The sequence below is a fragment of the Flavobacterium sp. XS2P24 genome (assembly GCF_030010285.1).
Classification (GTDB): domain Bacteria; phylum Bacteroidota; class Bacteroidia; order Flavobacteriales; family Flavobacteriaceae; genus Flavobacterium; species Flavobacterium algoritolerans.
In genome coordinates this window covers 40,825-53,956 of record NZ_JASCRU010000005.1, presented here as the reverse complement: position 1 = coordinate 53,956, position 13,132 = coordinate 40,825, and the positions used below count along the sequence as shown (strand labels likewise).

The 13,132-nt window shown below is 36.1% G+C and carries 10 protein-coding genes; 4 read left to right on the top strand and 6 right to left on the bottom strand.

Annotated features, from left to right (window positions below; all coding sequences use genetic code 11):
* Nucleotides 1-46: 46 nt before the first annotated feature.
* The 5 genes from QLS31_RS05855 to QLS31_RS05835 all read right to left on the bottom strand — a co-directional run bounded on the left by QLS31_RS05855 (nt 47) and on the right by QLS31_RS05835 (nt 7,240).
* Entirely contained in the window at nt 47-2,278 is a 2,232-nt protein-coding gene (locus QLS31_RS05855) for a TonB-dependent receptor (protein WP_282743085.1), read from the bottom strand.
* Nucleotides 2,279-2,466: 188 nt separating this feature from the next.
* Entirely contained in the window at nt 2,467-2,820 is a 354-nt protein-coding gene (locus QLS31_RS05850) for a hypothetical protein (RefSeq protein WP_282743084.1), read from the bottom strand.
* Nucleotides 2,821-2,919: 99 nt separating this feature from the next.
* Nucleotides 2,920-3,909: an aspartate-semialdehyde dehydrogenase gene (locus QLS31_RS05845; protein WP_099713746.1), complete on the bottom strand. Its 990-nt coding sequence runs from the start codon at nt 3,907-3,909 to the stop codon at nt 2,920-2,922.
* Nucleotides 3,910-4,293: 384 nt separating this feature from the next.
* Entirely contained in the window at nt 4,294-4,710 is a 417-nt protein-coding gene (gene mscL, locus QLS31_RS05840; protein ID WP_282743083.1) for a large conductance mechanosensitive channel protein MscL, read from the bottom strand.
* 85 nt (nt 4,711-4,795) lie between these two features.
* Nucleotides 4,796-7,240, bottom strand: a complete 2,445-nt coding sequence (locus tag QLS31_RS05835) for a bifunctional UDP-N-acetylmuramoyl-tripeptide:D-alanyl-D-alanine ligase/alanine racemase (RefSeq protein WP_282743082.1) — start codon at nt 7,238-7,240, stop codon at nt 4,796-4,798.
* A 379-nt stretch (nt 7,241-7,619) separates the two neighbouring features.
* On the opposite strand from QLS31_RS05835, the gene QLS31_RS05830 reads away from it, so the two are divergent.
* The gene (locus QLS31_RS05830) at nt 7,620-8,225 is read left to right on the top strand and encodes a hypothetical protein (protein WP_282743081.1); all 606 of its coding nucleotides are present in this window, start codon (nt 7,620-7,622) and stop codon (nt 8,223-8,225) included.
* Here the strand turns inward: QLS31_RS05830 and QLS31_RS05825 are convergent.
* Complete coding sequence (locus tag QLS31_RS05825; protein ID WP_282743080.1) at nt 8,220-8,921, bottom strand: porin family protein; 702 nt, start codon at nt 8,919-8,921, stop codon at nt 8,220-8,222. The two genes, QLS31_RS05830 and QLS31_RS05825, sit on opposite strands and share 6 nt — an antisense overlap.
* Before the next feature lie 298 nt (nt 8,922-9,219).
* On the opposite strand from QLS31_RS05825, the gene gnd reads away from it, so the two are divergent.
* The 3 genes from gnd to QLS31_RS05810 all read left to right on the top strand — a co-directional run bounded on the left by gnd (nt 9,220) and on the right by QLS31_RS05810 (nt 12,965).
* The gene (gene gnd, locus QLS31_RS05820) at nt 9,220-10,119 is read left to right on the top strand and encodes a phosphogluconate dehydrogenase (NAD(+)-dependent, decarboxylating) (protein WP_282743079.1); all 900 of its coding nucleotides are present in this window, start codon (nt 9,220-9,222) and stop codon (nt 10,117-10,119) included.
* A gap of 87 nt (nt 10,120-10,206) precedes the next feature.
* A complete protein-coding gene (locus QLS31_RS05815; RefSeq protein WP_282743078.1) occupies nt 10,207-11,526 on the top strand; it encodes a gluconate:H+ symporter in 1,320 nt (439 codons plus the stop codon).
* A gap of 20 nt (nt 11,527-11,546) precedes the next feature.
* Nucleotides 11,547-12,965 carry a gluconokinase gene (locus tag QLS31_RS05810; protein ID WP_282743077.1) on the top strand — a complete coding sequence of 473 codons (1,419 nt, stop codon included), beginning with the start codon at nt 11,547-11,549 and terminating at the stop codon, nt 12,963-12,965.
* Nucleotides 12,966-13,132: the final 167 nt, after the last annotated feature.

Sequence of the window (13,132 nt, the reverse complement as noted above, 5' to 3'; positions counted from 1 at the left end):
AACGCTACTCTTTCGAATAGCGTTTTTTTTTGCTCAAGCAAATGAATTACAAATTAAAATTCACACCTAAAACGATGTTTCTTCCAATGTTTGGAATACCATCTGTTTTTAGACGGGAAAGATGCGCAATGTATCTTTTATCAAATAAATTATTCCCGTTGATATTGACGTCAAAAGCGGTTTTACCCAATTTTACAGTTCCGCCAAAACCTAAATTTACTAAGTTATACCCATTCGATGCTGTTTCAAATCCGCTTACATTTTTTTGATTGAAGGTACTGGAAACATTCAAAGTTGCAAAACCATCTTCCAACCACTTCTTGATTTTGAATTCGGTTCTAATGGTGTTGTTCCAATTGTTAGCAGGGATTAACGGCAAGTAATCTCTCCCGACGCTTCGGGATTCTTTTTCGCCGGTCACGGTTTCAAAACTGGTTTCAAAATGCAACCAATCCAATGGATGCGGGTGAAAATGCAGTCCAACTTCACCTCCATATAATTTGGCGTTATTCTGAATATAATCAAAAACAGCATTTTCGTCAATCACTGCTCCTGTTGGAGAAGTGTAGATATAATTATTGATGTGATTGTAAAATCCGTTTACAAAAAACTCAAAATGATCCGTTTTGTATTCTAAATTTAAATCCGTTTGCACGTTTTGCTCGGTTTCTAAATCACTGTTTCCTACTTCATAGCGATTCGTTCCTTCATGCACTCCATTGGAAGTTAATTCGGCAAGATTTGGCGCTCTAAAGCCAGAAGCAACGTTCAAACGCAACGTCAAATCATCAGTCAGATTGGTTTTATAACCCAACGACGCATTAAAACTGTCGTATGATTTATCGATGGCTTCAAAAGAGCCTTCTTCGCCTGCAATTCCTTGCGCATCAGTAGTAATTTTTCTATTGTCGAAACGCAATCCTGCTTGCAACACATTGGAATTCCACTCATAATTAGCCGTTCCAAAAATACCAAAATCATTCGTAACAGCATCCGGAATTAAATATTCTTCTCCTGAATTCGTATTGGTTTGGTACATTCCTTGAACTCCCACTATGGTTTCTATTTTTCCCATTTTTGGCAAATGGTATTTTGCGTTGTAATTGAAAGTCTTCAATTTCATATGTAAAACGGCCACATTGCTGTCTTCAAACTCACTTCGATCATTGGCAACATAACCCAAATCAAGATCCAGTTTTGATTTTTCGAAAAAGAAAACATTGTTTAAACTCAATAAATGATTGAAAACGCCTTGTTTTGGAAATCCGGTTTTCTTACTCGTCGATTGGTCTGCTCCCGACGCTTCGGGACCATCTTCCGGAATTCCTAAATCCAATTCATTGTAATTGTAACGCAATACACTTGAGAACTTGGCATTACTGTAACCAATTCCTGTTTTGAAATCAGTTTCATTGTAACGAGTATTTGTCACTCGGTCACCCTCGGCAATTTTATAATCAGAATGCGTGTTGTAACTTCCACGAGCCATGAATTTCCAGTTGTCTGTAGATGTTTTCAAACCTAAAGAAGAACTGCTTCCTTCAGTATTCGAGAAATATTTTTGACTGAAGTTCGCTTTAAATGTATTCGCATCAGCAAATTTTTCGGGGTTAAAATACAAAACACCACCCAAAGCATCGGAACCGTACAACAACGAAGCAGGTCCTTTTATTACCTCAACGCTTTCTATTCCTGAGTCGTTCAATCCCAAACCGTGTTCGTCACCAAACTGTTGATTTTCTATTCGAACACCTTGAGAATACACCAAAACACGATTGCCGCTCAAACCACGAATCACCGGTTTCCCGATAGATGTTCCGGTAGAAACCTGAGAAACTCCGGGAATAGTTGCTAATCCTTCAATCAAAGTGGCAGTTCCTTTTCTTTGCAAATTTTTGATGCTTTCATGCTCCACTTTCATCACGTTCTGTGATTGTATTTTATTGAAAGCGGTAGAAACAATAACTTCATCCATTTCGAAAATTGCTTCTTCAAGGATTATATCAAGTGTGTTTTCTTTTTGAAGACTGTTTATGGTTTTATTTTGGGTTGCAAATCCTACGAATGTAAAGCTGATTTTTAAGTTTCTATTTGGAAGATTGGAAAGTGTGTATTTTCCGTTTTCATCTGTAGTGGTTCCTTTATGCAATTCTGATGCATATACCGAAACGCCTTTTAGGGGTTGGTTTTTTAAATCAGTTACGGTTCCTGAAAGGGTATTTTGTGCTTGAAGCATCGCCGAAAACCCCAAGAATAGGGCTATGATAAATTTTTTCATTGAAAATGATTGTAGTATTCCTGCTGTCAGCTTTCTCCAAAGGAGAGGGAACCGAGACCGGAATTATTTAGTAAATAAAACGTGTGAAACGTGCTGAAATAAATTCAACAGAAGCTGAAATAAATTCAGCAGAAGCTGAAATAAATTCAGCAGAAGCTGAAATAAATTCAGCAGAAGCTGAAATAAATTCAGCTTAAACTATTTACAGGTGGTCCGCGATGGGAATACAAACTGCCGGAAAACGAAATAATGGTTTCCGTTGCAGTAAAAAAATAAGGGATTTCTTCAATACTGGAATACAATTGATAGGAGAAATCTTTTGGAGTTATGTAACTGCCTAAAGCAAATTCACATACAAAACAGTGCTCTAATTTGTGGTGTTGGTGCGTTATCTCCGTACCTGTAACATTGTATTTATGGTGGCATTGCTTTTGGGAAAGCTGTTTTGCCAAATGCTCATACGTATGCAATGACTGGAACAGCAATGAAAACAATACTGTAATAACCAGAGAAAGACTTAGTATGAGTTTATTCTTTTTCATTCGAGCCAAAGGTAACAAAAACAGGAAAAAAGAAAACCATTTGTCTCACAAAATATATTTTTGCGAAACAAATGGTTTCATTTTAAAATAAAATTTGATTTATACCAATTTGGCTGCAATCAAATATTCTGCTATTTGTATTGTGTTTGTCGCTGCTCCTTTTCTCAAGTTGTCTGCAACAATCCACATATTCAATGTGTTTTCCTGGCTTTCGTCACGACGAATTCTACCTACAAAAACCTCATCTTTTCCTTGCGCATACATTGGCATTGGGTACGTATAAGTATCATTATTATCCTGAACCACCACTCCATCGGTATGATGCAAAATGTTTCTCACTTCATTTACATCAAAATCATTCGAGAATTCTACGTTTACCGCTTCACTGTGTCCGCCTACAATTGGCACACGAACTGCAGTTGCTGTAACGGCAATCGTGTTGTCACTTAAGATTTTTTTGGTTTCACGAACCAGTTTCATCTCTTCTTTAGTGTATCCATTCTCTTCGAAAGAATCACATTGTGGAATCGCATTTCTGTGAATTGGGTATTTGTACGCCATTTCACCTTGAACACCTGCGTATTCATTTTCCAATTGTTGCACTGCTTTTACACCTGTTCCAGTGATGGATTGGTAGGTAGAAACAATTACACGTTTGATGTTGTATTTTTTGTGCAAAGGAGCCAAAACCAACACCATTTGTATCGTAGAACAGTTAGGATTTGCAATGATTTTATCTGCTGCAGTCAATTCAGTTGCATTAATTTCCGGAACGATTAATTTTTTGGTTGGGTCCATTCTCCAAGCCGATGAATTATCGATTACAGTTGTTCCTGCTGCCGCAAATTTTGGAGCCCACTCCAATGACGTATCGCCACCTGCAGAGAACAAAGCAATATCCGCTTTCATATCTACTGCCGTTTGCATGCCCACTACTTTATATTTTTTACCCTTGTATTCAATTTCTTTACCCACTGATCGCTCAGAAGCAACCGGAATTAATTCTGTTACAGGGAAATTTCTTTCTGCCAAAACTTTCAACATTACCTCGCCAACCATTCCGGTAGCGCCTACAACTGCTATTCTCATCTTATATTTATATTATTGAATATTAAATTTGAAGTACAAAAGTAAGTAATATTGAAATCAAAACAAGGGTGTTAACAAAAAATAACAAAATGTTAAATTTATAACATTTGATTGAAAAACATGAAAAAAGAAAGTAAAATTGTTTCGAGTACTAATTTTTTTGAATGGTAAAGCTTGTGAAATAACGTTCTATATAATTTTTGAACCATATAAGAAGTTAAGAAGATTAAGTTTTAAAGTGCTTCTCAATGTATCTTAATTTCTTAATGGTAAAATAGCCCCTACTGTTTTAGACAAAATTTTAAAGAAAAACCGCCTCAATTACGAAGCGGTTTAGTCCTGAAATTAATTCAGGATAAATTAGAATATATAATGTAGCGGAAATTATTTTTTCAATAAATCTCTAATCTGAGTCAATAATTCTTCTTGAGTAGGACCTGCTGGAGCAGCAGGAGCGACTTCTTCTTTCTTTTTAGCTTTTTCAGCAGCTCTTAAAACAACAAAAATAAAGAAAGCAATAATGATAAAATTAATAATCGCCTGTACCAAGTTTCCATAAGTAATTACAGCGGCACCGGCAGTTTTAGCAGCAGCCAGCGTTTCGTAACTATTTCCGTCTAAGGTTACGAATTTCTGGGTAAAATCAATTCCACCAGTTAGCAAACCTACAATTGGCATAATAACATCATCGACGGCAGAACCCACGATTTTACCAAATGCACCACCAATAACAACTGCAGTTGCCAAACTTAAAACATCTCCTTTCATTAAAGAAGCTTTGAAATCACTGAAAAATCCCATAATTTTTTTTTTAGATTGTTAAAATTTATGCCTAAACTAATTAAATTTTAACATATTTTTAATGTTTTATACAAAAAATTAATAATTATCGATAAAATACACGTTTTACCCGTTGAGAAACACTGGTCAGAATTTCATAAGGAATTGTGTCTAGTTTTTGTGCCATATAAGTTACTGTTGGGTATTCGCCAAAAATAATTACCTGATCACCTTCTGAACATTCTATGTCAGTAACATCAACCATCAGCATGTCCATACAGATACTGCCAACAATGGATGCTTTTGATTTTTTAATCGTTACAAAACCTAAACCATTTCCCCAAGCTCTAGAAATACCATCGGCGTATCCAATAGGAATTGTGGCTATTTTTGTGGGTTTCTCCGCAATGAATCGTCTGCCATAACCCACACTTTCACCGGCGGCAATACTTCTGATTTGTGAAATCACGGATTTTAACGTACCCACATTTTCAAGGTGTTTTTGTTCTTCGGCATCATTCGAAACTCCATAAAGACCAATTCCCAAGCGCGTCATGTCGTATTGTGAATCCGGATAATTACTGATTCCTGAAGTATTCAAAATATGTCGGAGTGGTTTTATTCGTAATTCTGACATCAATTTAGACGATAATTTTTCGAATAAATCTATTTGTGAATGTGCAAAATCCTTGAATTCCAGGTCATCACTTGTGGCCATGTGTGACAAAATACTTTTTACTTTAACGGTTTGATTTCCTTTTAAAGTCGCTATCAAATCATCAATCGTATTGTTCTCAAAACCCAAACGATGCATTCCCGTGTCGAGCTTAATGTGTATCGGAAATTGATTTAAATTCTTTTGTTCGGCAATTTTAAGGAACGCATGAAGTCCTTTTAAACTATAAATTTCAGGCTCTAATTGGTGTTGAATAATCGCAGAAAAACTGGTCGTTTCAGGATTTAAAACCATAATAGGCAAATGAATTCCTGCGCTTTTCAGCGAAATTCCTTCATCGGCAAAAGCCACACCCAGATAATCCACTTTGTGATGTTCCAGTAATTTAGCAATTTCAAAACCGCCATTTCCATATCCGAAAGCCTTGACCATGACCATAATCTTGACATTCGGCTTCAATTTTGATTTAAAGAAATTCAGGTTATGACTAATCGCATTCAGGTTGATTTCCAGAACAGTTTCATGGGTTTTCTCTTCTAACAAAGAGACAATTTCCTCAAATTGAAACGTTCTCGCTCCTTTGATTAGAATGGTTTCATTGGCAAAATTCAAATCATCAAATTTTGATATAAACTCGGCTGTATTTTTATACGTTATGCAATTGGCAAACTTTTTTTCAAATGCTGAAATGGTTTCTCCAATCCCAATAACGCGGTCAATTTTATTAGAAACAATCAACTGGGAAACTTTAGCATACAATTCGTCATTAGACAAACCGCTTTGAAAAATATCCGAAAGAATCACCGTTTTCTTCTTGTATTGCTTTTGACTTTCGAGAAAATCCAACGCTATTTTCAACGACTGAAAATCGGAACTGTAACTGTCATCAATAATACTGCAGTTGTTGATTCCGTTCTTGACTTTCAAACGCATTTCTACCGGGTACAACAATTCCATTCTATTTTGAATGGTTTTTTCATCGTATTTAAAATACAATAAAACCATCAAACAGGAAATCGCATTTTCAACAGATGCTTTATCCTGAAAAGGAATTATCAGTTTGAATGAATCTCCTTTATATCGGTATTGAATGGTGGTGGTGTCGTTTTTTATCGTTGCATTATAGACAAAAACATCCGCTTCTTGTGAGTCAAAACTCCAAGTAAACACATTTGTTTTTGGAAAAATAATGGCATCAACCATTTCGTTTTTTTGATAAATAACCACTTCTGAATCTTCAAAAAGGGTAATTTTCTCTCTTATTTTATTCTCTAAACTTATAAAACCTTCATCATGTGCAGAACCAATGCTGGTAAGAATCCCAATCGTAGGCTTGATTATTTTCTGCAGTTTTTCCATTTCGGAATGGGTAGAAATTCCGGCTTCAAAAATCCCAAGATTATGTTGCTCATTGATTGCAATTATTGACAACGGAACACCAATTTGTGAGTTGTAACTCTTTGGACTTCGAATAATGTTATAATCCGGACTCAATAAAAAATTAAGCCATTCCTTAACTATCGTTTTACCGTTACTTCCGGTCAATCCAATAATAGGAAAATCAAAAAGACTGCGATAGTTTGCCGCAAATTGCTGTAAAGCGGTTAGTGTATTTTCGACAACAAAGAAATTAGCTTTGCCTTCACATTCTTCAGGAATATGGGTAACCACAAAATTCTGAACGCCAGTTGCAATTAAATCCTTGATGTACTGATGGGCGTCATTATTGGCTCCGACCAATGCAAAAAACAAAGTCTGCGGTCCGTTTTGCAAAGAACGACTGTCTATAGCAATAGCATCTATGGCTAAATTAGCGTTGTTACCAATGAATGTAGCAGGAATATTTTGAATACTTTTTAAGATTTTCTGGCTCATGGAATTAGAAAGAGTTTGGAGTAGATTTCTGGTATAGAAATTATTCTTTTAATAGTTCGCTATTATAAAACTTCCTCAAAAATAACACTTCTTTTCAAAACGATGACTTAGACACACTATAATTATACCCAATTCCGTTTATTTAAGAAAAATGGCTTATTGGCTTTTTTGTGGAAAATTTAAAAAAAAATTTCAAACCATTAAGAAATTAAGTTTCATTAAGAAGTAGCGATTAATGAAACTTAATTTCTTAATGATTTAACTATAAAATAGAATATGTTTCACAAAACATCCGGTAGAACAAAAAAGAAACAATAGCATTAGCTTTACTAATTTTGACAGATTACTTATATTTGTTTTTAGATAAAAATCAAACGTTTTGAAAAAAATCCTCCCATTGTTTTCCTATGTTTTCCATCCGATATTCATACCGGCAATGGCTACGTTGTTTTACCTTTATTTTAGCGGTGCTGATTTTGTAAGTCAAGAAAAACTATTTGTTTTGTTTCAAGTTCTGGTGGTAACGGTAATTCTGCCTTCTTTGGTGTTTTTATTATTACGCACGGCAGGAAACATAGATTCCATAATGCTTGCCGAAGTATCCCAACGCAAAATCCCATTAATACTTCACTGCTTTTTGCTTATTTTATTGGTAAAAAAAAGCATAACAATAGACCGATATCCTGAGTTGCATTTTTTTCTTTTAGGCGCACTTTTGAGCACTATATTGGCGCTTATTCTTTTGTTTGCTAATATAAAAGCGAGCCTTCACATGATAGCAATCAGTTCCTTGACGGTTTTTATAATTGGATTGAGTTTGCACCTTCAAATTCAAAACACATTTACAATTGCTGTTCTGATTCTCCTTAATGGTTTTGTGGCTTCCTCCCGATTAGAAATGAAAGCACACACCAATAAAGAATTGGTTATAGGTTTTATGTTCGGAGCAGTTCCTCAGTTGCTTTTGTTAGTGCTGTGGTTATAAAATGTAGAATATAATTCCAATATTCAGTGATTTCATATCAACCGATTCGTCATTGACTTTAGCAGATTTAAACAGCGAATTCAAACCGTAATAGGCGTATAAATTAATTGTATTGTAACCCGATGAAATATAAGCGCCATACTGAAATTTATTGAAATCTTGATTTCCCGTCACTACCACTTTCCCATCAGCACTATTGAAAATAGATCTGTCATAAAGCAAATAACTCAGCTTAAATCCTCCGTAAATTCTCCAAAATTTATGACTTTCATAAGTAGAAGTTCTCCATCTGAACTCCAGAGGAACATCAACAGAAAGCAGAGAGAATTTGTTTTTATCGTAAGCAATATCCGAATCGATAATAGTATATACCGGCGTTCCTGCAGGTGAAGAAATGGCTAGATTCTGATTGTAATTATTATATGAAAAACCAATACCGGAAGCTATAGCAACAGTTCGTTTTTTATTAATGGGCATATCTCTCAAAAAACCTGCCGACAGCCCCGAAGAAAACTTACTTTGCGTCACCCCGGACGGCTTATTCATCAAGGTATTATACGTTATTGCAAAATAAAACTGATCCTCTCTATACAAGGAATCAACCTTTATTTCCGGAGCATTTTCAGTTGTTGTATTTTCTTGTGAAAAAACATTCAAAACCGATAAAAGAAGAAAACAACTAAGAAAAATTCGCATATTGTTTTGGATTTAAATTGCTCAATGGTTGTTTAAAACACATTTCAGGTTTTAATTCTCATTATAACGTTACAAATATACCATTTTGATAGTTTTCTTATAGATTATGACAACAAATAAACTTTCATAAAAATGAGTCGATACAAAACCTCAAAAAAATAATTAACATATTGAATCCAACAAGTTTAATATTTTTCGAATAAATTGCTTGTTAAAAAATTAAAACCAATATTTTTACTTTAAAAATTTTAACGATTACTCAAAAACGTCTTCAAATCAGACTTAAAACAATACAACCATGCAAATTGGAATTATAGGATTAGGAAAAATGGGCTTCAACCTTGCCCTTAATTTACAGCGAAATGGTTACGACGTAGTAGCCCAAGATGTCAATACTGACTTCGTAGAGAAAATCGGTCAGGAAGGAATTACAACGGCACATTCTGTTAAAGAGTTATGTCAAAAATTAAACAATCGAAAAGTGATTTGGTTAATGGTTCCTGCAGGAGAAATTGTAGATGGAGTAATCACTTCATTGCTTCCTTTTTTAGAAAAAAACGACATTATCATTGACGGCGGAAACTCTAACTATAAAGATTCCAAACGCCGTTATTCCCAACTCAAGGAACTTGGTATTGACTTTTTAGACTGTGGAACTTCAGGCGGAACTTCGGGAGCGTTGAATGGTGCTTGTACAATGATAGGCGGAGAACCAGCCGTATTTGAATATGTAGCACAAGTTTTCAAGGATATTTCTGTCGAAAACGGACATCTTTATACTGGTGCAGCAGGAAGCGGACATTTCACAAAAATGGTTCATAACGGAATCGAATACGGAATGATGCAATCTATTGCTGAAGGTTTCGAAGTTTTTGAGCATTCTGAATTTGACATAGATTTCGAAAAAACAGCCAAACTGTTCAATCACGGTTCCGTTGTACGCAGTTGGCTAATGGAACTCACCGAAAATGCTTTTTCGAAAGACCCTAAATTAGACAGTATCAAAGGAATCATGCATTCTTCCGGCGAAGGAAAATGGACACTGGAAACCGCTTTAGATCTAGGCGTTCCTACTCCGGTTATTGCGTTGTCAATAATGATGCGTTACCGTTCCCAGATGCAAGATACGTTCTCCGGAAAAGTGGTAGCGGCACTTCGCAATGAATTTGGCGGCCATGCAGTCGAAAAAAATGAGTAATAGATTTTTTTATTCCATTTAAAAATAATCTCGACTGCGCTCGATTTGACACCCATTACTTGATTTCTAATTTATCAAATTCCGTCTATGTCCATATTAATCCTAATTGCAAGTATCCTTTTATTACTTGTCTTGATATCCGCAGTAAAACTCAATGCATTCATCTCCTTAATTATCGCTTCTTTCTTTGTGGGAATTGCCAAAGGCATGCTATTTCCTGACATCCTAAATTCCCTCCAACAAGGAATTGGCAGCACACTAGGTTCTTTAATTTTGATTATTGCACTTGGAGTTATATTGGGAAATATCCTTTCAGACAGTGGCGCAGCACAACGAATAAGTTCAGTGATGATTCGATCTTTTGGAGTGAAACACATCAAATGGGCGATGCTACTTACGGGTTTTGCTGTAGGAATTTCGATGTTTTACAATGCCGGTTTTGTGATTTTGATTCCAATGGTTTTCGCTGTCGCAAAAAGTACGAAGCAGCCTATAATCTATCTTGGAATTGCCATGGCATCTGCACTTTCGGTAACTCATGGTTTTTTGCCACCACATCCCGGACCTACAGCCATTGCGGTAATTTTCAAGGCTGATATTGGCAAAACGCTGTTATTCGGATTGATAATTGCCATTCCTACTTTATTGATTGCGGGAATTGTTTTTCCAGAATTCATTAAGAAGATTGTCGCTAATCCACCCAAAGGACTATTCGAAAGTAAAACATTCGCTGAAAACGAAATCCCTTCTTTCATGATCAGTTTTATAACGGCTCTGATTCCTGTTATCTTAATGGCTATGGCTACCATAAGCGAGTTGACCTTACCAGAAATATCTTCTATACGTCAGATTCTTGGATTTATTGGAAGTCCAACCACTTCTATGCTTCTTGCGGTATTGTTTGCCATTGTTTTTTTAGGCATCAATCGCGGTCGAAAGATGCAGGACATTATGGACAAATCCAGTTCGGCACTGAGTTCAGCAACTATGATTATTATGATTATTGCGGCCGGAGGCGCTTTCAAACAAGTACTGATTGACAGTGGCATTGGTACTGATTTAGCTGTTTTTTTCGAAACTTCTACACTTTCTCCGTTAGTATTGGGCTGGCTTGTGGCTACAATTATCAGGATAGCTTTGGGTTCAGCAACTGTTGCGGGATTAACTGCGGCAGGAATTGTACAACCTTTAGTGGTAAGCTCAGGAATAAGTCCAGAATTGATGGTTTTATCAATTGGAGCCGGAAGTTTAATGTGCTCTCACGTAAATGATACGGGATTTTGGATGTTTAAAGAGTATTTCGGAATCAGTATTTCGGATACCTTTAAAACATGGACCGTTATGGAAACCATCATTGGAGTGATGGGATTGATTGGCGTACTATTGCTTAATTTACTAGTCGCATAATCCAAATTAAACTAAAGAAAATGAAGTTATTTTACATTGGAATAGACATTGGCACCACAGCAACAAAAGCCGTGTGTTTTGACAGAACCGGAAAAGTGATTCGGGAATGTAGTCAATCCTATTCTATGTACCATCCGAAAGCCGATTGGAGCATTCAAAAACCCGATGAAATTCTAGTGGCTGTTTTAGGATGCATCCAAGAAATAACAAAAGGGATTAAGCCTCAGTTCATCAGTTTTAGTTCAGCTATGCAAAGTATAATAGCAATCGACAGCAATGGAAAACCGCTAACTGATGCCATTATTTGGGCCGACAATAGAGCGCATGCATTAGCCGAAGGATTAAAAAAATCCGAACAAGGAAAAAATTTCTATCAAAAAACAGGAATTCCCATTCATACCTTTTCACCCATGACCAAAATTGCTTGGTTAAAGGAGCACGATGCGCCAAATTTTTCTAAAACGTATAAATTCATTAGTATCAAAGAATACATTTGGCATCATCTTACTGGCGAATATGTAATTGATTCCTCGATGGCATCAGGTACAGGTTTAATGAACATTCATTCCCTACAATGGGAATCGGATATTTTAGATTATTTGAAAATAGCAGCATCCCAGCTTTCCACCATTGTTAGTCCAACCCACAAAGCCAAAGGACTATCCGATGGTTTTCAGTATATTTTGGGTGGCGGTGACGGCGTATTGGCAAATTTAGGAACCGAAGCTATGGAAGCCGGCCGAATGGCGTTATCCATTGGGACCAGCGGCGCAGTACGCTTACCTGCCGCCAAACCTTTTATTGATCCGGAAATGCGAACGCAATGTTATCATTTGATGGACAATCAGTATTTGAAACTGGGAGCGGTTAATAATGGCGCAATTGTTTTGCAATGGCTGAAAGAATCCATCTTAAAAACAGATGAATCTTTCGAAGAATTGTTCAAACAGGCTGAAACCATTCCTGCCGGATCCGAAGGTTTACTTTTTGTTCCTTATTTATTAGGCGAAAGAGCTCCTATTTGGGATGCATCTGCTCAAGGAACACTTTTAGGAATCCGAATTTTTCACACCAAAGCGCATTTGATTAGAGCAACACTGGAAGGCATCTTATTTGGACTATTGAGCATTACCGAAATCTTACTTCCAAATCCCGAAGAAAGACACAAAATCACCATAATGGCGAGTGGCGGTTTTGGAAAAAGTGAACTTTGGTTGCAAATGGTCGCTGATATTTTTCAAATGAAAGTAATCGTTGCTGAAACAATCGAAGCTTCTGCTTGGGGAGCCGTTCTGATTGGATTTAAAGCTACTGCTATTGAAATCCCAACTGAAAATAAAGTTGGAAAAACCTTTTCGCCAAATAGAAATCATAAAGAAATCTACGAACAAAGTTTTGAGAAATTCAAAAAGGTATATTCCTTGTTGAAAGATATTTAAAAAGAAGAAATTAATGCTCGGCGCTTCATGCTGCATCCTTTTTTGTTAATAACAAATTATTAAATTCACTTGCAAATTTCTTACATTTAGCCTTCAGATTCTATACGAAAGCATCTTTACATGTCACCACTTCAAAAAATTGATTACACAATTATAAGATGCGACAA